Annotated in this window: 13 protein-coding genes; 5 read left to right on the forward strand and 8 right to left on the reverse strand. The window is 61.8% G+C overall.

The features are described 5' to 3' along the window. Nucleotides 1-13: 13 nt before the first annotated feature. Entirely contained in the window at nucleotides 14-1,471 is a 1,458-nt protein-coding gene (xdhA, locus tag ACGKZZ_RS11575; protein ID WP_411223726.1) for a xanthine dehydrogenase small subunit, read from the reverse strand. Between the two features lie 123 nt (nucleotides 1,472-1,594). Between xdhA and ACGKZZ_RS11580 the strand changes: the two genes are divergently transcribed. Next, entirely contained in the window at nucleotides 1,595-2,497 is a 903-nt protein-coding gene (locus tag ACGKZZ_RS11580) for a LysR family transcriptional regulator (protein ID WP_411223727.1), read from the forward strand. Nucleotides 2,498-2,532: 35 nt separating this feature from the next. Here ACGKZZ_RS11580 and ACGKZZ_RS11585 read toward each other — a convergent pair whose 3' ends face one another. From ACGKZZ_RS11585 to ACGKZZ_RS11600, 4 genes are read right to left on the reverse strand one after another with little or no spacing between them, the layout of a single operon-like run. Continuing rightward, nucleotides 2,533-3,828, reverse strand: coding sequence for a c-type cytochrome (locus tag ACGKZZ_RS11585; protein WP_411223728.1), 1,296 nt, complete (start codon nucleotides 3,826-3,828; stop codon nucleotides 2,533-2,535). Beyond that, entirely contained in the window at nucleotides 3,825-4,403 is a 579-nt protein-coding gene (locus ACGKZZ_RS11590) for an SCO family protein (protein ID WP_411223729.1), read from the reverse strand. Before ACGKZZ_RS11590 ends, ACGKZZ_RS11585 begins: the two co-directional genes overlap by 4 nt. Beyond that, complete coding sequence (locus tag ACGKZZ_RS11595; protein WP_411223730.1) at nucleotides 4,400-6,238, reverse strand: hypothetical protein; 1,839 nt, start codon at nucleotides 6,236-6,238, stop codon at nucleotides 4,400-4,402. Before ACGKZZ_RS11595 ends, ACGKZZ_RS11590 begins: the two co-directional genes overlap by 4 nt. Next, nucleotides 6,219-13,316 carry a hypothetical protein gene (locus ACGKZZ_RS11600; RefSeq protein WP_411223731.1) on the reverse strand — a complete coding sequence of 2,366 codons (7,098 nt, stop codon included), beginning with the start codon at nucleotides 13,314-13,316 and terminating at the stop codon, nucleotides 6,219-6,221. Before ACGKZZ_RS11600 ends, ACGKZZ_RS11595 begins: the two co-directional genes overlap by 20 nt. Before the next feature lie 158 nt (nucleotides 13,317-13,474). Here ACGKZZ_RS11600 and ACGKZZ_RS11605 point away from each other — a divergent pair, with 158 nt between their 5' ends. The 4 genes from ACGKZZ_RS11605 to ACGKZZ_RS11620 all read left to right on the forward strand — a co-directional run bounded on the left by ACGKZZ_RS11605 (nucleotide 13,475) and on the right by ACGKZZ_RS11620 (nucleotide 17,767). Then, nucleotides 13,475-14,518 (forward strand): trypsin-like serine peptidase, encoded by a 1,044-nt coding sequence (locus ACGKZZ_RS11605; protein ID WP_411223732.1) that lies wholly within the window; start codon nucleotides 13,475-13,477, stop codon nucleotides 14,516-14,518. Between the two features lie 267 nt (nucleotides 14,519-14,785). Further along, complete coding sequence (dusA, locus tag ACGKZZ_RS11610) at nucleotides 14,786-15,784, forward strand: tRNA dihydrouridine(20/20a) synthase DusA (protein ID WP_411223733.1); 999 nt, start codon at nucleotides 14,786-14,788, stop codon at nucleotides 15,782-15,784. Between the two features lie 315 nt (nucleotides 15,785-16,099). Continuing rightward, the gene (locus ACGKZZ_RS11615; protein ID WP_411223734.1) at nucleotides 16,100-17,206 is read left to right on the forward strand and encodes a calcium-binding protein; all 1,107 of its coding nucleotides are present in this window, start codon (nucleotides 16,100-16,102) and stop codon (nucleotides 17,204-17,206) included. A gap of 111 nt (nucleotides 17,207-17,317) precedes the next feature. Further along, nucleotides 17,318-17,767 carry a hypothetical protein gene (locus ACGKZZ_RS11620; protein WP_411223735.1) on the forward strand — a complete coding sequence of 150 codons (450 nt, stop codon included), beginning with the start codon at nucleotides 17,318-17,320 and terminating at the stop codon, nucleotides 17,765-17,767. 167 nt (nucleotides 17,768-17,934) lie between these two features. On the opposite strand, the gene ACGKZZ_RS11625 is transcribed toward ACGKZZ_RS11620, so the two are convergent. The 3 genes from ACGKZZ_RS11625 to ccmI are packed head-to-tail and all read right to left on the reverse strand — an operon-like array spanning nucleotide 17,935 to nucleotide 19,924. Then, entirely contained in the window at nucleotides 17,935-18,204 is a 270-nt protein-coding gene (locus ACGKZZ_RS11625) for a DUF1289 domain-containing protein (RefSeq protein WP_411223736.1), read from the reverse strand. Further along, the gene (gene ruvX / locus ACGKZZ_RS11630) at nucleotides 18,201-18,677 is read right to left on the reverse strand and encodes a Holliday junction resolvase RuvX (protein WP_411223737.1); all 477 of its coding nucleotides are present in this window, start codon (nucleotides 18,675-18,677) and stop codon (nucleotides 18,201-18,203) included. The genes ACGKZZ_RS11625 and ruvX overlap by 4 nt, the downstream gene beginning before the upstream one ends. A gap of 5 nt (nucleotides 18,678-18,682) precedes the next feature. Then, nucleotides 18,683-19,924 (reverse strand): c-type cytochrome biogenesis protein CcmI, encoded by a 1,242-nt coding sequence (gene ccmI / locus ACGKZZ_RS11635; protein ID WP_411223738.1) that lies wholly within the window; start codon nucleotides 19,922-19,924, stop codon nucleotides 18,683-18,685. Nucleotides 19,925-20,056: the final 132 nt, after the last annotated feature.

Here is a 20,056-nt window from a genome sequence, read left to right on the forward strand (position 1 = left end):
TCATGGTCCTCCATTACGCGGTCAACCGCACGGGTGCGTCGCCGTCTTGCTGCTCGAGCCAGAACCTGCGGAAGAGGTTCCTGGAGACTTGCAGGCGGTATTCCGAGGATGCCCGCCAGTCTGTCAGCGGGCTGAAATCGTCGCCCAGAGCGTTGGCCGCCTTCAAGAGGCTCGCTTCGCTCCAGTCAGAGCCGACCAGCGCGGCTTCGGCGTGGGCCGCCCGTTTCGGAGTCGCCGCCATGCCACCGAACGCGATGCGCGCGTTGGTGATGCGGCCATGCTCGACACTGATGTTGAACGCCGCGCAGACCGACGAGATATCTTCATCCCGGCGTTTGGATATTTTGTAGGCACCATAGAGGGACGTGCTGGCCGGGCGCGGCACGGTGATGCTTTCGAGAAACTCGCCTGTCGCCAAATCCTGCTTGCCGTAGTCGATAAAGAACGCCTCGATCGGCATGGTGCGCCGGGCGGCGCCTTTGCGCAGGGTGATTTCGGCACCCAGTGCAATGAGAACGGGCGGTGTGTCGCCAATGGGCGAGCCGTTGGCGATGTTGCCGCCGATCGTTCCCATGCTGCGGATCTGCCATCCCGCGATACGATCCCAGAACGCGCCGAGTTGCGGATAATCCGCGGCCATCGCGGCGCGGCTGTCGGTGTAGCTGACGCACGCGCCGATCCGGATGGTGTCTTCGGTCACGGTCAACTGGCGCAATTCGTCAAGGTGATTCAAGAACACGACCGGTGAGATGTCGCGCAGGAATTTCGTGACCCACAGGCCGACATCCGTGGCGCCGGCAACGAGTGTCGCATCGGGTGTGTCCAGCAGAACCTCTGCCAGATCGTCGACGGACGCCGGAAGGATGCAGCGGCTGGCACCTTTCGAGACGTCAACCCGGCGGCCATCCTTCAGTTCAGCCAGACGCGCCGTCATCGCGTCGCGTTCAAGCGTCAGCGCATCGTTCGCCGGGCTGCCAAGTGTGACGGCCGCCTTGGCCGCCTTGATGATGGGCTCATAGCCGGTGCATCGGCACAGATTGCCCTGAAGCGCGGTTTCGATCTCGGTTTCGGTGGGGTCGGGGTTTTTCATCCAGAGCGCGTAGAGCGACATGACAATGCCCGGAGTGCAAAATCCGCACTGGCTGCCGTGGTGATCGACCATCGCCTGTTGGACAGGATGCAGCTTGCCGTCTGTGCCGGAGAGGTACTCGATCGACACGACATGACAGGCGTCGAGCGACGCGGTCAGCCGGATGCAGGCGTTCACCGGTTCATAGCGCAATACGCCGTCTTGCAGGCGCCCGACAAGAACCGTGCAGGCCCCGCAATCGCCTTCGGCGCAGCCCTCTTTCGTGCCCATCAGCCGGCGGTCGATGCGCAGGAAATCGAGCAACGTGTCGCTGGCGCCGACATCGGTCAGTGTGATGTCACGATCGTTCAAGACGAAGCGGATTTCGGATCTGGCTGTCATGTCTCTCTCCCTCACCGCGCCGGGAAAAGCGGCGGTCGCCTGTTTATGACGAAGAATGGGCAGTCGAAAAACAGCGCAGTCGCGTATGCTATTTCAACGAATCGTTGATAATCGGATGGCCGAATGCCCTATCTCGAAAGCCTCAAGGTGTTTGTCCGGGTGGTTGAACTTGGCAGCATCACCGCCGGTGGGCGTGATTTGCGGCTGACGCCTGCCGTCGCCAGCAACCGCATCAAGGAACTGGAGCGTCGCCTTGATGTACGCCTGTTCAACCGCACCACGCGCAAGCTGTCCCCGACCGAGGTGGGCCGCGCGTTCTATGACCACGCCCGGCTCGTGGTGCAATCGCTGGAAGACGCCGAAGCCGCGATCTCCGATTTTTCGCAGAACCCGCACGGGACCGTCCACGTGACCGCGCCGCTGGGTGTCGGAAAGCGGTTGGTCGCGCCAATCATCCCCGAATTCGTTGACCGGTATCCAGAGGTCTCGGTGCGGTTGCGGCTGTCGGATCGCAAGGTCGACTTGCTGGAAGACGGGTTGGATGTGGCGCTGTTCATCGGCAAGCCACCGGATTCAAACCTCAAGCTGCGCAAGATCCTCGACACACCGCGTATCTTGTGCGCCGCGCCAAGCTACCTTGAAAAACGCGGCGTTCCGCAAGTGCCGAGTGACCTTGCGCGACACAATTGCCTGCTGTTGCGCTATCCCAGGTCGCCGGAATGGTTCTGGACGTTGATCACCGCCGAAGGCCCCAAGCGCATGGATGTGTCCGGAAGTTACGATTCCGATGATGGCGATGTGTTGACAGGCTGGGCCCTTGCCGGTCGCGGGATCATCAACAAACCGAAATTCGATGTCGCGACACATCTGAAATCCGGGGCTTTGGTCGAAATCCTGCCCGAAACGCCGCCGGAGCCTGCGATGTTCGGTTGTCTTTACCCGCACCGGCGGTTGCAGGACAACAAGGTGCGCCTGTTCATAGATTTTCTGCTGGATCGGTGCCGCGCGAGCCTCTCGCGCGGATGATCGGAACCGCCATTGGTCATGAAATTCCGCCACGGCTATGGTGGGATTTTCTGTCCGGTTTCAAACACTTGAAAGACGACGTTGCCCGACGCGGCAGGGGTGGTGCTTGAAAACGCCAGTCCCAGATCCGGCTTGGACATGGAGGCGATCTCCGAGATCAAGCTGGCGCGTGTCAGGTCGCGTCCGGCATTTGCAAGAGCGTCGTGAAGGGTGGCAGAGATCACCATGGCGTGCGCGTCTAGCGATCCGATCTGCCTGGCTGCGGCCAGTGTCAACGCAGCGGCCTCGTGACGACCGACGATGATGGTTCCGCGAAAACTGCTGAGACTGGTATGAAGGTCGCCTAGATCACCGGATGCGACGTAGAGCCTTTCGACGGAGGCAGGAACATCGGGCGCGACGAGTTTTCCCGAGATCAGAACGCAGTCTGCGGATCCTTCTGATGATATCCTGTCGGACATGTCCTGTGAGGTGTGACGGGACCGGATTTCCGCCTCTTCCTCCTTGGGTGTTGCTGCCACGGCGATCCGGTCGCACCCGTCTGCGACGGCCTTTGCAAGGAGGAGGTCGAGCACCCGTTCGCGCGAGGCGTAAAAACTCTGAACCAGCGCCGGATCGTCGGTCATGGAGACCGCATCTATCGGAAAGATGACCGGGACGCCGGCGTTTGTGAAAAGCGAACGGTCAAGGCCACTTGACGGCGGCGGGGACATGACGGCGATGGTCTCGGTCTTTGCCTGTTCAAGTATCGACGCGGCGTCCCCTTGCAGCGCGCGTATCGCAATCCGTCTTCCATGCAGACCGTTTGCCGGCATCGCCTCTGCAAGGGCCGTTTCGAGAGCCCGGATCAGGAGGTCGCCACGCCCCGCATCGTGATTGGCAAGGGGAACGCCGAAGACGATCCTGTCCGGGTGAATCCCCGCTGTCTGCTCTGCCGTCAGTGCCGACAGATGCGCGATCAGGGATTGCACGGTGGGTTCGTCGAGCGCGTAGCGCGGCATCAGGCGGCTGACGTCTTGTCCGGAGGGCGTTTTTCCCGTTGCAAGCAGGCGCGCAAAGGATGTGGCGTCGTAGCCGGGCCGCGTCGCCACCGGTTGCGCCAGTGAGGTCCAGTCGATCGCCGGGGCGTCACCCTCTGTGCCGCCTTGCCCATCGCGACCGTGGCAGGACCGGCAGGGAAAGCGCGACGTCGGGACCGTGTCGCTTCCTATCAGGACATGACCTGACGCGTTTGGCAGACCCTCGAAAACGGCGCGTCCGGCCTGATCTGTATCGGCCGTGACCGGACCCGACCATAGACTGACGAGCACCGCCGCCCAGAGGCGTTTCATGTATCGAAATGGCCAAGCATCGCGATCAATTCATCGGCGCTCGGCATCGAAAGGGAGCGGAAATACCGGCCCGAACTGATCTCACCGACAAGGAAGATCGGATCGTGAAACTCGATATCCGTCACATTCGCGTCCGCTGCCGTCAGGATGTCCGAGATGACCGCCGGCGAGGCGGTCAGCCAATGCCAGTTCCGGCTGGCGTCGAATGCGTCGGCTGCGCTGCGCATCTTTTCCGGCGTGTCGCTTGCGGGGTCGATGGTGATGGTGAGCAGGTGGACCGGGCGCGTCACCTCGGCCCGGCGGACATCGACAAACTGGAGTATCTGATTGCCCAAGGGACAGATCGAATTGCACGTCGTGTAGCTGAAGTTGATCACGACCAGCGCATCCTGTTCGATGTCGCCCCGCAGACGGAACGTGTTGGACGACGCGTCCTGCATTTCGGCATCGGGCAGGTCGATCATTGTCTCGCTGAAATTTTCCGGCCCTGTGTTGTTGACCGCCATCAGCCCGAAACCGCCGAGCGTCATCAGGGCGACTGCAAGTGCGGCGAAAGTTGCGGTTTTAAAGATCATCGTGACACCTCAAGCAGGACCGGGCTTTGCAGGTAAAGGTTCTCCGGCAGGGCGACGGGCTGGAGCGCGAACGGACCGGGATGGGGAAAGCGGACACGCACCCTGAGCGAGCCGTCCGGCGCGCTGCGGGCGATTGTTCTGTCGGACCAGGACGAGGCAAGACTGGACATCTGGAATTCGGCGCGTTGCACAGGGATGATGCTGCCCGCGCTGTCGCGAAAGACCGCCGAGATGTCGATCTCCTTACCGGCGGCGATCCTGCCTTCGGTCCGATCAAGACTGAGAGAGATCACCTCGATGCCGGGCTGATCGGATGCGCCGCGTACCGCGAACCCAAGGCACACGGACAAACCGCCGATACCCGTCGTCAGCACCAGTTCATGATCACCACCCTGAACCAGCGCGACCGTCTCGAAGACGCCCGGTTCGACCTCCCGGAAGCTCCGGTCGACGACGGCGACACGCGCGGGAACACCGCCGCGCAGACGTATCGAGTTCATCGGCGGCATGTCCCCGACCGCGTGATCGTCGTGCAAGAGCCAGCCGGTCTGGGCTTCTGGCGACACCGCAATGACCTGTGGCGACGGCCAGAGAGGAACGAGCAGGCCGCCATTTTCAAGCGGCCTGCTGGATTTTCTGGCAAGATCGACCCTGAGGATCTGCGCCGGTTTCCCGATCGCCACCGAGCGCAGGTCGATCAATCCGACAAACCCGCCATCGAGGCTCAGAAGATACGCCGCGGCATCGGTAAAGGTGACCTCGCTCAGCACGCTTCTGGTCAATTCCAGAGGCTGAACCACTTCGGCCCGCGCCACGTCGATCACGACGGCCGCGGCTTGGCCGGGTGTATAGGCGATGGCATGGCGACCGCTTGGGCTGGCAACGATACGCTGCGCGCTGAACCCGAGCGGTATTTCGACCGGATTGCCCGGAGCGTCCGGGTAGATGACATGCGCACTATCTGCGCCGATGGGCAGTGTGATTACCGCTCCGTCCGCCAATACGGCAAGATCGACAACCGCTTCCGCTTTGGGCAGGGCGAGGATGGGACTGCCCGTCGCCCCGTCAAAGATGAGCAGACCGCCCGCCGACGCGAATGCGGCCATCAGCGCGCTTTCGGGTTCTGCCGACATGCGCAAGGAAATGGCGCCCTCACCGACGCGGCGAAGGGCGTTCGGGCTGTCGAATGGAAATATCTGACCGTCCGCCCGTCCGACCCAAAGGCCACCGTTTTCGCTGCCGAGAATGGTGGCCAGGTCCGATCCGGTCTCGAAATGCCGCGTTGTCTTGCCGGTCAAAAGCGAGAGGGAGGTTATGCCGCTTTCGCCCTCTGTCACGAAAAAGGCGCGAAAGCTTCTGGGATCGACGGTCATGGCTGACGGAAACGTGTCAAGCTTTGCAGCGGCGATCATGTTGGAGGATTGGAGGTTCAGCTTGGGATCGATGACACCCACGCTGGCATCCTCGTTCAATGTGACGGCAAGGATGCCATTCAAATCCACCGAGCCGAGTGCCGGTTGCGCTGTCACCCGGAACGCCTGCGCTGCCGCTTCGCAGCCGGTGTTGCGCGGTGATCTTGTCCGAACCCATCCCGCCAGTGTCAGGCCGCGGGGCGCGCGCCCGGTTGTCACATCGGTCAGTTCGACGCGCAGCCCGATCGGCTTGCCGTCAGCGGGGCGTATGCTTCGGCGCGTTGCGTGGTCAAAGAACGAGAGCTCGGCGGCAAGGCTTGCCCGCGCCTCCTGCGCCTTGAGCCCCTCGGGGAACAATAGCTGCAAGGCAAGGACGACAACAACACCGACAGTCAGCAGCTTGTTATTCGCAATGAGACACATCGGCGTCCCCGATACTTCCTGCCGGCACCACGTCAAGCAGCCCCCATGTCCCGCCGGAGCGAAGATGCAGCGGGCCATCGAACCACACGTAACAGCCCTCACGCATGGTTTCCGTTACCGATGCCGTGGTCGATTTCCCCGGCGCAAGCAGCGCGGAATGTGGAAAGCCGAAACCGGGGAACAGGTCATCATAATCCTGCGCGACGGTCACGAAGGCCCGCTGCCGTGCCCGTCCGCCGGGGTGGACGAGATGGATCACGACCTCCTCTCCGGCCTCGGCGCGAAGGACCGGTGTCGCGGCGCTCGCGCGGAACACCCCGTCTGCGAAATCCAGCGCGTTCAGATTGTAGTGACGCTCGACCGTATCGCCATTTCCGTTCTGGCCGCGCAACTCCCGCGCAAAGCTTGCGCTGCGATAGTTCACACCCTGATCCCCGAGATCGTAGCTGTCGTCGCAGACCTCGCATTCAGCGACCAGATCCGGCAAGGTCGCGATGGTATCGCCGGGGGGCAGGAAGCCGTTGAATTGGTCCTGGGTGTCACTGTCGCGCAGGTTCAGCCCGTCCTGCCAGAACAGGGTGAACTGGCGGATCGGGTGTGAGGCACCGCCAAGCGTCGTCTCGATCTTGCTTGTCCAGACGGGATCCGACGCGCTGGGCGTGACAATGAAGTGATCCGGAGCAATTTCCGTTTTCGTTTGCCCGCCCAAAAGTGCCGCGCTTTGCGGCATGACGTTTATGGAACCGAAAAGACCGTGCGCGACGTGCCCCACGATGTCGCCCATGGATTTGATCGGCAAAGCGCCATAGGCGTAGGGAATGAAATGAACGGCCTCCCCGATCTCGGCCTGCGCGGTTTCGGTCAGGCCGTCTAGCAGGGCTTGAAGCGCCGGGTGCCGATCAACCGGCAGGACGTTGCGCATCACCTGTTGCGGAGGTGTCGCGTTCACAATCACACCGATGTCCACCGGACGCCCGGCAACGCTGAACACCGCGTCTGGCTGTTCGCTCAGCGAGATTTGACCGAAGGCCACAAAACCTGCGGCTTCGGCCGCCAGCCTGATCTGTGTCCAGTCGGCATCCGCTGATTCAAGGGCGGGCCCGAATGCCCCGGATACCTTGCCGAGCGGATCGAAATCCAGATCCTTCGGGGCCGAGGCGCGACCGGCATAGAATGTCAAAAGTTCGATCTGGCTCTTGCGGGGTTCGTGTGGAGCGTCAAAACACGCCCCCGGTGCACCGCCGCTTCCCTCGGTCGCGCAGAGCGACAGTTCGGGGTCTCCTGCGAACGGTATCCCCGCAAGTGCCCAGGTTCCGTTGCCGCCGAAGGGCATGGCCACGTTCTGACGATGGTTGAGCACCGGCAGCGGAAAGCTCAGCGCCAGACGGGAGGAGGGACGGATGTTCACGGTCTCCGTCTGATCAAAAATCTTCGGTTGATTGCCGTGGCCGCCCGTTTGCTCCCAGACCGGTTCAACGTTCAAGGGAACGATCGGCGGCATACGCGCATCGCCGAGATCATCCCAAAGCCCGCTCGGGTCGCCTTCGCCGGTGTCGCGCAGCGCGTTCAGGACGGCCAGTTTGACGCATTCACCGGCATTCACCGGCAGGACAAACGGTTCGGGTCGCGCGTAGGTGTCGGTGATCGCGTCCCTGATGGTCGACAGCTTTATGTCTTGCCAAAGCGCGGTGTTGGTCAGGTCCGTCGGCGTTACGCTCTCGGGCGCATCTGGCGCGAGTAACCTTCGGGGATCAACCAAAGCCAGGAACAGGCCGTTGCGATCATAGTGGCCCGGACCGTAGGGCGTGCCCCAGTCGCCGGCCTCGGCAAGCTGGCCAAAGACCGTGCTGGCTTCGATGGCGACGGCGGCGGCATAGATGCGCGGGGCGTCGGTTGCGCAGCCAAACACCTGTGTCGGTGGAAAGGCGTCTGGGCCGACGACAGCTTCGCGCCCGCCCGCGAGCGCCGAGATGCCGGATTCGGGGGCTTTCTTGTGAATCCTCAACAACCCCCAAGCGCCATTCCACAACGAATCGACCGACCCGAAGTGAAACAGCGTGTCCGATGGCTGCTCTCTGAGGTCATCACGATCCGCGATGGAGACCGCCTCAAGACCGCCTGCTTCCTGCCGAAAGACGCTCTGGAACTCGAAATGCTCGGAGATGCCCACTTCCTGTGCGGGAATGCGGCCCGTTGCGTTAAAGCACTGGGCAAGAAACACTTCGTATGCATTCCAGTAGTCCCTGTTGGCGGCATCCGCAAAGGCGTCCGGTCCCAGACGTAGCCACGTGGAATACTGATCCGGGCGTCCGCTCCGTGCTTCGTCCAGACGCGCGCAGGCGTGGGTCAGTGTGCCGGATGGCGTGATGTCGTCAATGACCTGGCCGCCCGCCGGGAATGACTGGTCGATGTGACGCGGCCATGTGTAGCCTTCGAGCGTGAAGGTGTGCTGCACTTCCTGCGCACCCTGTATCAGGCGGAACTGGATCTTGTCGCCAGAGAGGCTCTCGAACACCGGTGTTGCCGGTTCGCCATGCACTTGTGACAGAAAAACGTTGGCCATATCGCCAGCCGCCCCGGTGCGCTGCTTGCGCACCGTACAGGTCTCCGTCACGCCGGCCTCCAGATCCGACACCCAATCCTCGGGTGCCTTCAGAGCGCAATCGTCGCCCTCGCCGCTGTCACCGATCCGCAGCGGGATCGGCTCTCCACGGTAATTCACCAGATAGGGGTCGTGATGATCGACCGAAATACTCTCGGGGCGTTGCGGCGCGACGACGGGTTTGGCAAGCGGCGCGGTGTCACCGGGAACATGTCCTGCCGCCTTTTGCCGGTAGGCAACCATATGGTCGCGTAATCCGTCCCGCTCGGCCGCGGTGATTTCCGCTCCGGGGCTGGTGTCATGTTCGGCAAGATCGCCGGGCCGTCCCATCGCGATCCAGGCCGGAGGTGCGTTGCCCGCAGGCGCGAAACTCGCGCTTGGGACTGTCTCGTCCATCTCGATCGCCGACCCGCAAATGTCCGCGAGTTTCTGGGCGTCGGATTGGTACGTCGCCTCACAGACCAGTGTGCCGATACCCTTGAAGCTGTGGCCGGTTTCGCCATCGGTCAGCGCCGCGTCGAAATCGGTCATCGCGAGTTGGTCGCGCGGGTCGTAAAGAAGCGCAAAATCGGCGACGGCAAGCGCGAATTCGCGGTACGTCCGGTCCTCGATGCTGGCGCTGCCGTTCAGCGAGGCTGCCACCGCCGGGTCGATCAACGAGGCGTTGTACCTGTCGGTGACATCTTCGTCGAAGATCACCTTGCGCGCGCCGACGTCGCGCTCGTCGGCAACAACCAGAGCGCGGTCATTGCGCTGAACGGTACATCCGTCGCCTGTTCCGCTGCTGTCCGCCGGGCAGGTCTGCGAGCGCTGAGGCTCGATCACCAGCGCGGTGTAGAAGCCGTGTTGCTGGATCGAGGAGGGGCCGAAATGGTCGTGGCTGAACACAGTCTTCAACGTTCGATCCGACAAACCGCCGTCGTCACCATCGCCATCGGCGCGCGTGGCGCTCAGGATCGGATCGGCGAACCAGCGTTGCACCGTGGTCTGAAACAGCTTGCGGTTCTCGGCGGCTTGGAGCTCCTTGCGCCAGATGTCCTTGTAGCTATCCGATACGTGCCACACGCCGTCTGTCTCGACGCACAACCCATCGACCTCGCGCAGTTCCAACGCGGATGGCGGGCGCTCGGGGTTGGTGCTCATGCCGCCATTCTTGGCCGCGCAGATACGCAGCGCGATCTCGTCGGGCGCGAAGGTGCCGTCCTCGTAGTTGAACCCGTTGCCGGAACCGTCAGACGAGGTCACGTCGAACTTCACCAGATGAATGTGCTGGCCGATGGTGTCGGTTGGCGTCTTGACCTGAAAATCATCAAGCTCGAGCTCTTTCGGCAACTCGTTGGTGTGCCGGAACTCGATACATTCACCCGATGTGGCGCGGAAGAAAAACGGCTCTTCGCTGGCGCTGATCTTCGGTGAAATCCGGCCAGCGCTGGCAGGCCCGTTGTCCTTGTAACCACCTGAATTCTTGGTAAGCACGTTGATACGCGCCTGAGGGTCGTGCCATCCGGCGCGGTTCGTCACCAGATCGAGCTGCACCGCCGACGCTTCATAGCGCCGGTAACCGACGACTGCGGGATCGGCGGTAAAGACACCGGCAAGGCTCGTTCCCGCGACCAGTGGATCGGCTTCCGAGATCTGGATCGGACCGGTTATTTCGATCTGCACGCCATCGGCGTCGACGGTGTAAAGTTTCGGACGGTCCTCTGGCTTGGCGTCCGGGTTCAGCCGCCTGACCCAATGCGTCACCTCCAGCGCGGTCGCTTCCTGTCGATCTGCTTCGGCGATCACCGTGCTGGACAGGTCAACATCTCCGTCAACGAAAAAGACGGTCCGGCCTTGATGGGTGTAGGAGTTTTCCGCCTCCGTGACATTGCCGAACATGTCCGGTGCGCCGCACGGGTCGGCGAAGGGCGCGCCGGGTTTGCCGGGTGCGCCGTTCACGGCATAGATGCCGCCCGGCGATGTGTAGCCGCCAAGCACCGCGTCATAGATCGACGGTGATCCATCTGCGGCCTTCAGTGTCAGACCGGTGCCGTCATGATGAAACGCCATCGCGGCCCGCTCAAGCGGCGTGCCGTCATAGTCCAGAAGATCGAGGCTCATCGTGTCGATCTTCATCGACATGTCCCCCAGCGCCAGCGCCTTGGCGACGACTTGCTCTTGGCGAACCTCGCGCAACGTTTTAATACCGCCGTTTTGTGCATCCGTCATATTCTCGGCAGTCGGAAGCGGGGAAAGATCGGGAATCTCGAACGGGAACTTGCGTTCACCGGACGCAACCACATGCCGCGGAAGCCCTCCGTCGAGGAATTCGTCGCCAGCGTCCGTGTCGCGGGCCAGGTCCATCGGTGGCTGGGGCGGGCGATGGCCGGGACGACCGGCGATGTAGAAGGGATAGCCCGGCATCGCATCGACCGTCTGCCCATCGCCCGGCGCGTCCGGCTCGCCATAGGTCGGCAACACCGGCCACGCCTGACCGGGCAGGGGGACGACAGCCGGGATCGGAGTGCCAAGCTGGCGTCCGGCGGGGTCGCCGTCCGCATCGGTTGCCGGAGCGTTCCATGCACCGGTTATCGGATCGACCGAACCCGGCCGGCTCAGATTGCGCACTTCTTCCGTCATCTCGGCAAGCGCCAGCGACGGTTCCCACTGGCCATCGGGCAACTTGCGGCTGCCGTCCTCCAGCGTGTCATGCGTGCGCCACAACTCCCACATGCCTTGGGCGAAATGCGGATAGAGGTGACAATGAAAGATCGAGTCGCCCACCGTCCTGTTGCGGTTGCCCGACCCGAGCGTGTCATACCATCCGGCTTCACCCTCCTGGCCACGCCGGTAAATCTCCATCCCGCCGCCATAAATGCGATAAGAAAACCCCTGTTGCGGCGCGACCGTCTGGGAATCGAGATAGGCACCGCGGTTCGTATCATTGCCGCCGAACCACTGGTGCGCGTGCAGGTGAAAGACGTGCGTTTCCTTCGGTCCGGCATGGAAGTTCCGAAAGACGACCGGATCGTTCAGGTAGGAGTGATGGACATTCGACGGATCGTCGCTGAACTGTTCGAGAAGCGCCGGATCTCCGTTGGCCCATGACGTCAGAAAGAACTCCTCATAGAGGCACTCGACGCAATCCGCCGCAGGGCCGATGCCTTTGCGGTTGGCAACGACCATCGCGCCCATGCCGCTGGCCCCGTAGTTGATTGCGAAACCGTCCTTGACCCCGGCCAACTGCCCTTCGGCGAACAGGCCAAGCTCCTCGTAGTTGCGGGTCACAAAGGATTTCAATTCGTCGTGGAAAAATACCGAAAATTCACGGTAAACGATGCCCTCTTCACCAGAGTCGCCGCCGTATCCGGGGGCACGGTGAATGATCGCGTTCAGATCGCTGTGAACAATTTCGTACGCACCGCCCTGATGGTCGCGAAGCATGTTGAGGATCGGAATTCCGGTGTCCGGATCCAGCGCTTCGTAAGGGGCCATCTCGCCCGCGTCCGCCACGCCTTCCAGTCGGCCATCGTCCAACCGGCTGACGTTCCATACGGTGTCGAAAGCGGCTTTGGTGACTTGGCTGCGGTACCATTGCGTTCCCGTCGGTTCGGCCACCACCGCGCCGAAAAGCCCGTGGGTCAGCGACCCTCCGTCGCCTTCTCCGCCCGCCGGTGCAGCGGTGGACGCGAGAAAGTAGGGGCCTTCGCGCAATACGGCGTAATAGCAATCGACGGGGTCACCGTGCGTCACTGGTCGCAAGCCGACGCAGCGATCATCTGCGATGCCGCCCTCGGGGGTTACCGCCCGCAAACCCTGGATCGCAAAGTTGACACCCCTTGTGCGGGGCCAGTCGCCGCCCTCGTCGGCACTCTCGTCAGTCTGCTCACCGGCATCCTCTTTATCGCCGCCGGTGGTTTCCTCGCAAAGCGCCTCGCCATGCGCGACCCGGTCAGAGTCGCCCCGAGCGACCCAGCTGCGAAGAGTGTTCAGCAGAGTGCCTTTGTCCGTCGGCTCAATGCGGCAAAACGTTTTGGAAATTCCGGGTGCGTCCTCACGCAGGAGGTTGTCCAGACGGACGTGCAGAAGATCGCCGACATTGGCGCGCAGCGTGAGCGGCCGGGGTCGCTTGCAATCTTTCAGGCGAACCTTGCCCGGCTCCAGAATTTCACTCCCTCCCTCTGTCCCCAGAAGGGCGTCGCAAGCGTCAGCTGTGTAGAGTTCTGGCTCGGTGTCCATCGACACCACATCGCGCCTGAGCGCATAGATCATGCCGTACGGATTGAACGACCCGAAACGGTTGTAGACCAGCACCTGATCCAGCGCGACGACGTCCGCGCAAACCGTCCGTTCCAGGTTCAGATCGGCAAACTGTTCATGCAAGGGAATGCAGTCGAGCTGCGAGGGAGTTTCGGTCTCGGCGGCCACTGCAACTGCCGCCGAAATATGAAGAAAAATGAAAGCAAAGAATACTGCAAGCGAGTGTCGGAACATAAAATAACCTCCGAGCGCCAAGGTGATGAACGCCGAAATTGGGCGCACATTTTGAAACTGCTCGATGTATTTTTTTTGATGTCCGTGCTACCCTGCAATCTTAACGCGAAGACGCTTTTGCGTCAAAGATTCATTCTATCATCACCAAGGAGGTCACGATGCCGGAGCGCAAATTTTCCTTCGAAAAACGCATTCTCCGAAAACTCTCCGATCGGCCGATGAACGCGCTCGTTTCGCGCAAGATGCTGCGGGAAAGCCGACTCGACGTCACCCGGATCAACAAGATTGTCGAGCGTGTTCGCGCCGGTGATCCGCTCGACGAGACCGAACAAACCGTGTTGTTTTCAATAATTTCGCCCGCGTTGAGGCCGGCTATTCCGGTGGTGAACAACAGGCCCGAGCAGACCGACCATCCCCTCTGGCTGGCCTTGAACGAGGCGGCGGCGCAGGGCGTGCTTGAAGCGGTGTGCAAGGCCACAGGGCGCATCGAATACAGTTCCGGAGCCGAGTTCAAATCATATGGAAGCGGATTTCTCGTTGCTGACGACCTGATCATGACAAACCGGCATGTGGCGGATATCTTTTCCATGCCGGTGCGCGGAATTGGGAATTTCCTCAAGTTCGGTTACTCGGCAAGAATCAATTTCTGTCGCGAAAAGGACCGTTGGGACAGTGATCCGTCTTCCACAAGAAACGTGATCGAGATCGTCATGTTGCACCCGTGGTTCGATCTCGCCCTGCTTCGGATCGACGATGTGCCGGATGGCGTTCAGCCTCTGTCCCTGTCCGTCGTGGATGCGGACGCAGCTCTTGATACACGCATCGCCGTGGTCGGGTATCCTTCGAAAAACCCGGACGAAAACGTCGACATCCAGCGTGAGATTATCAGCGAATTTGACAGCAAGCACATTTCGCCCGGCTTTATCGACGCGGTCGAAACCAAGACGTTCGAAGGCAAGACCGGGCGAGTGCTTGGACATGACAGTTCGACACTCACCGGCAATTCGGGGTCCCCGGTGGTCGATCTTGTGTCGGGCAACGTTGTTGGTCTGCACTTCAGGGGCAACACGGACGGGCTCAACTGGGCGGTGCCGTCGTCTGAAGTTGCGTCTGACGTCCGCGTCGTTGACGCCGGCGTCACGTTCGAAGGCGATGCGGTCGCGCAACCTGGCCCCTGGGAGACGGCCTGGGCCGTGTCCTGACGCATCTGCGCGCGCCGGCAATTTTCGTGACGAGCGGTTCAACCATCCGCGCGGAGTGGCCGTTTGGGCAGAATTGAGCCCATGTCAGGAGCCCGCTATGGTTTGTCTCGCCCTTGCTCCGCGCGTCTGTTCCGGACTCGGTATCCACCGGAGGGAAGCTTGCTTATAGTGCTCAAATCATGTGCGCTGAGTCGTCGAAATCGGGGATAGCGGGGCGTGTTCCTGCCCAGCGACGTTGCTCCGCAAGAGTTTGAACGAACAGGAAAAATGCAAATATTTCAAAACTCTAGATTGTCCGTCGCCCCCATGATGGACTGGACCGATCGGCACTGTCGGTTTTTCCATCGCCAAATCAGCCGTCAGGCGCTGCTTTATACCGAGATGGTGACGGCGCCGGCGTTGGTGCGTGGGGGGGCGGTGCATTTGCTTGAGTTCGATGGTGCGGAGCATCCGGTCGCGTTGCAGCTTGGCGGGTCTGATCCGGACGAGTTGGCACAGGCCGCGCGGATGGGGGCTGACGCGGGGTACGGTGAGATCAATCTCAATGTCGGGTGTCCGTCCGACCGGGTTCAGTCGGGCACGTTCGGTGCCATCCTGATGAAATCTCCCGGCGTGGTGGCCGAATGCGTGGCGGCGATGAAAGAGAGCGTGGATGTGCCGGTGACGGTCAAGTGCCGGATCGGTGTAGATGACCAGACGCCCGAGGACGTTCTGCCCGACTTCATTTCGCGCGTGCGCGATGCCGGTTGCGACTACCTGATTATTCATGCCCGCAAGGCCTGGTTGCAGGGCTTGTCACCCAAGGAAAACCGCGATGTGCCGCCGCTGGATTACGATCTGGTGCTGCGCATGGCAGAGCAGTTCCCCGATCTTCCCATGTCGGTCAACGGAGGCATCGAAACGCTGGCGCAGGCCGAAGCGCTGATCGCTCAGGGGATGACCGGAGCCATGATCGGGCGGGCGGCGTATCACCGGCCCTGGGATGTTCTGGCGCAGGTGGACAGCCGCATTTTCGGTGCTCGGGATGTCAATCAAACGCGCGAAGCCGTGTTGTGCGCCATGCGTCCCTATATCGAGGCGCATATCGCAGCCGGTGGAAAATTGCATCAGATCACGCGCCACATGTTGGGCCTGTTTGCCGGCCAACCCGGTGCGCGGACGTGGCGACGTGTGCTCTCGGAACAGGCCAACAAGCCGGGTGTGGGGGGGGACCTTCTGGACGAGGCGCTTGATCGGATGCAGCAGCCCGACGGGGTGGCTGGCTGATCCTGGCGACGGATGGCCGGCGCAATTGCACTTTACATCGCGGGTCGGGATCGTTTTAGTTGATGTTGAACGGTGGAGCATCCGTCGATGCAACGGTGTAGGGCCTCGTCTGGAGAGGCGATTGCCGCCGATTCTGTTGCGGCAAAAATAGGGCACCGCCACAATCCCGGACCAGGGTCGCAACAATGAGGCCTGCCGGAAAACGACTGTTCGGTATTCCCGGACAATATCGTTGAAATTAACGATTTCCTTATGAAAGCGCCGCCCTCGACGGGTAGTTTGAAGGCTATTCGGTAGTCTTGGGATGATCGTGCCATGGAAATTGCAGCAATTATAGCCCTGATGCTCTTGGGTGTCTCCGCCAGTGTGTTCGCCGATTCCGGCGATGACGACGACGAGTCCGATAGCGGTGGTGGGTCCGGTGGCGGTGATGGCGGCGACGGATCGGACGGCGAAGACGGCTCCGAAGGTGGTGGCTCTGACGGCGGCGCTGACGGTGGCGATGGTCCCGTGACCTCCGAAGACGTGGTGTTTGGCACTGACGGGCCGGACAGCATCACGGGCGGCGACGGTGCGGACACCATCGTGGGCGCAGCCGGCGACGATACGATCAGCGGCGGCGCTGGTGACGACATTCTTGACGGCCAGGGCGGCGATGACAGCGTTCTGGGCGGTGACGGCAACGATCAGGTCTTCGGCAGCGAAGGCAATGACACGCTCAACGGCAATCGCGGCGACGACCTCGTCGCGGGCGGAAGCGGTGACGACATCGTGTCGGGCAGCCACGGCAACGACTCGCTGTTCGGTGACGACGGCAACGACGTGATCGACGGTCACGACGGCGAAGACCAGCTGGTCGGCGGTTTGGGGGATGACACCCTGACTGCGGGTGCCGGCAATGACACACTGTTCGGCAATGATGGCGATGACAGTCTTGCTGGCGGTGACGGCGACGATTCCCTTGTGGGCGGTGCGGGTTCGGACGTGATGGACGGTGACGCGGGCGACGATCAGTTATTCGGCATCTGGGATGGCGACACCGACGACACGATCGAAGCGCAGGACATGCTCGATCCCGACACGCTGATTGGCGGCGAGGGCAATGACGAGATCCACATGGGGTCTGGTGACATGGCCTATGGCGAGGGTGGCAGCGACATCTTCTATACCGGAACCTGGGTTGATCCATCCAACGCGCCTGTTGTGTTCGATCTGGCCGAGGACGAGGTGGTGATCGTGTCCGTGCCGGTGGGCATGTCGGCCGATACATCCATCAGCCTTGAAACCGATGAAGACACTGGCGACACTCTGGTTCAGGCCAACGGTCAAACGGTTGTTATCGTTGGAGCAGGTGCCGGTCCGGTGACGCTCGATCAAATCCTTGTCGTCGAGAGCGTGGCAATTGCGCAGGCGGCTGCCTGAGTGGCATCGCTTGACATGAGTGCGCGCTTTTGAAGACGGGGTCTTTGAAGGTGCGCGCCAACTTTATAAAGAAGAGTGCCGCGCGAGATGCGGTCCCATGAGGGAAATGTTATGAGACTTGCCTTGCTGATTTTCGCTCTGATTGCGGCTCCGGCGCTTGCGCGTGATGTGCCACCTGACGAGCCGACCTATGAAAAGCCGTCGTTCGAAAAACCCGAAAAGCCGACGACCCCGGAAAGGCCCGACGAGCCGGACGAGCCACGAGAGATGCGCAAACCGCTGGCCACGCCGAAGCCCAAGCAGACAGCCTGCACGCCGATGGTCAAGTGCGTGACGGACGAGCACGGCAAGACCACAGCGATGTTCACTGCCGATGTGCAGCCCGACATGTATTATCTGGGCCGCAACTTTTGTAAATCCGTGCCAAAGGGCGTGACCGAGGTCACGGCCTGCTGTGTCACCGTGGATGACAAATACCAGATTCACTACAACGTGCCGGTGAGTGACAAGGCGCATTGGAAGGCCCGGCAGTTCTGCACCTGTGTGCTCGAGCTGGACTGACGATCCGCTACAGGCTTTTGCAAAGGTTGTGATATATGCGCTCCGCCGACTATCCGGCGGGGCGTTTGCCGATTTTCGGCGGCGACCCTAACGGCGTGCGCGCGCCCGCAAAAAAGGGGCTGAGGTAGAGCACAAGGATCATCAGGCTTGCGCTTTAAAGCCGCTGATCACGACCGCCCGCCGCTTGCCCGCTGTTTGAGCCGCGCCGCGCGTCCGCCGCGACGTTTGGTCAATGTGCCTTCTCGCTCGGGCAGTTCCGCCATCACGGCGCGGCGCGCCTCGGGTGTCATCCGCGACCATGCGCCGATCTCGTCGATGGTGCGCAGACAGCCGACGCACAAGCGGCTTTCGGGCTGGATCACGCAGATGCTGACACACGGGCTTTCCACCTCGTCCCGTTTCCAGACGCCGTCCTTCTCCTGTTTGTCGTCTGTCACGATCCGGCTCCGATATAGCGCAATCTGTCCAATGCGCCTTGAAGGATATAGGACGCGGCAACATGGTCGATCACTTCGGCGCGACGTTTTCGGGACGTATCCGCCTCAAGCAGCGCACGCTCTGCCGCCACCGTGGAGAGGCGTTCATCCCAAAAGGTGATCGGCCGGTTCCAGAGCGCGACAAAATTGCGCGCGAAGGCGCGGGTCGACTGGCACCGTGGCCCTTCCGACCCGTCCATATTGCGCGGCAAGCCCAGCACACATCCCGAGATGTCACGCGCTGCAAACAGTGCCAGCACGGCCTCCGCATCCAGACCGAATTTGCGCCGTTTCACCGTTTCCAAAGGGGTCGCCACGCTGCGCATTCCGTCCGAGACCGCGACGCCGATCGTCTTGGTTCCCAGATCCAGCCCGGCAATGGCCCGCATCGGCGGCAGTGCCGCGGCAAACTCGGTGATATCGTCGTAGATCATCGCGCTCAGATCGACAGCCCGGCGGCGCGCGCGCCATCGCGCACGATTTCAAGCGCCTCGGGATTGTCGGCAAAGACTTCCTGCGCGTTGTTCCAGATCGCAATCGCCTGCGCCTGATCGCCAAGCACGCCCAATGACGAGATCAGACGCGCCCAATCTTCGGGCGGGCCGCCTTCCGTCGCAAGGCGCGACGACAGCCGATCGACCATTCCTTGAATCATCTCCTGCCGTTGTTGCGGGCTCAAGTCGCCGGCTTGCTCCACATCTTCGGCACTCGGGCCGGGCGCGTTTTCGAACGCGGGCGGTTGGTAGTCGTTCACACCGGCACGGAACGCCATTTCCTCGATCTGCGCCATGATCGGCGGCACCCATTTGTCGTCCGCCGCGCTTTGCCGCAACAATTGGTCCCAAAGGCGGAACGCCACATCCGGCCGCCCGGTCTGCGCGATCGCCAAACCCTTGTAATACCGCGCAACACCATTCTGACGGTCGCGCGACAGCGCGGCGTCAAACACGTTTTCCGCCTCGGGAGAGACATACCCACCGGCCGCGAGAACCATCATGTCACCCAGATCGGCGTAATCGGATGCGGTCGCGGAATCACCCTTGAGCGACAGCACGCGCTGCTGTGCGGCGTAGGCGGCTCTGAAATTGCCCATTGCCGCTTCGGATCGCGCCAAGAGCACATGACCCTGAATGTCATCGGGACGGTCGGCGACGGCGATGCGCAGACGTTCCACCAGATCGCCATATTCGGGGGCGACGTCGGGATCACCGCTCGCGGGCAATTGCGCTTCGGCTTCGGCTTGCGTCGGGCGGTTTTCGCGCGCCACCTTGGCCATCTCCAACCTCGATTTCAGGCCCAGATCACCATAGCCGGGTGCCCCCAACAGCGCATAGAGACCAAATCCACCTCCCAGAATGGACGCCGCGATCAACGCCGACGTGGCCACCCCCAGTGCACGCGGTTGCCGGCTGTCCTTACCACTCGATTGCGCCTTGGCATCGGCTGACAGGATACGCCGCGAGATCTCGGTTCGCAGGCGCGCGGCATCCTCCTGTCCCAGAACACCGCGCTGCAAATCGCGGTCCACCTCGTTCAATTGGTCGCGGTAAACCTGCACGTCGAATGCCTCGGCAGGGCCGGTGTCACGCTGCCCCCGCATGAGCGCCAACACCAGAAGTGCTGCCATCGCGACGGCCAAACCTACGGTTGCGATCCAGAAAAACGTCATGTCGTTCATCATCCAAAGACTGTTTCCCCGCCGTGTACAGGTCCGGGGCCGGTGAAAAAAGGGCAATTCCCCGTGACAAAGCGCCATGTCGCAAATCCGGTGAAATACGCCGTTCAGGGTACCGGTACGCCGACCGTATCAGGT

It is taken from the genome of Marivita sp. S2033, from assembly GCF_046592965.1.
In the GTDB taxonomy this organism is placed as follows: domain Bacteria; phylum Pseudomonadota; class Alphaproteobacteria; order Rhodobacterales; family Rhodobacteraceae; genus Marivita.

Coding starts and splice junctions, on each gene's coding strand:
- ACGKZZ_RS11580 (WP_411223727.1), top strand. CDS start 1,595: ATGCCCTATCTCGAAAGCCTCAAGGTGTTTGTCCGGGTGGTTGAACTT.
- ACGKZZ_RS11600 (WP_411223731.1), bottom strand. CDS start 13,316: ATGTTCCGACACTCGCTTGCAGTATTCTTTGCTTTCATTTTTCTTCAT.
- ruvX (WP_411223737.1), bottom strand. CDS start 18,677: ATGATCTACGACGATATCACCGAGTTTGCCGCGGCACTGCCGCCGATG.
- ACGKZZ_RS11615 (WP_411223734.1), top strand. CDS start 16,100: ATGGAAATTGCAGCAATTATAGCCCTGATGCTCTTGGGTGTCTCCGCC.
- ACGKZZ_RS11585 (WP_411223728.1), bottom strand. CDS start 3,828: ATGAAACGCCTCTGGGCGGCGGTGCTCGTCAGTCTATGGTCGGGTCCG.
- ccmI (WP_411223738.1), bottom strand. CDS start 19,924: ATGATGAACGACATGACGTTTTTCTGGATCGCAACCGTAGGTTTGGCC.
- ACGKZZ_RS11620 (WP_411223735.1), top strand. CDS start 17,318: ATGAGACTTGCCTTGCTGATTTTCGCTCTGATTGCGGCTCCGGCGCTT.
- ACGKZZ_RS11590 (WP_411223729.1), bottom strand. CDS start 4,403: ATGATCTTTAAAACCGCAACTTTCGCCGCACTTGCAGTCGCCCTGATG.
- dusA (WP_411223733.1), top strand. CDS start 14,786: ATGCAAATATTTCAAAACTCTAGATTGTCCGTCGCCCCCATGATGGAC.
- xdhA (WP_411223726.1), bottom strand. CDS start 1,471: ATGACAGCCAGATCCGAAATCCGCTTCGTCTTGAACGATCGTGACATC.
- ACGKZZ_RS11595 (WP_411223730.1), bottom strand. CDS start 6,238: ATGTGTCTCATTGCGAATAACAAGCTGCTGACTGTCGGTGTTGTTGTC.
- ACGKZZ_RS11605 (WP_411223732.1), top strand. CDS start 13,475: ATGCCGGAGCGCAAATTTTCCTTCGAAAAACGCATTCTCCGAAAACTC.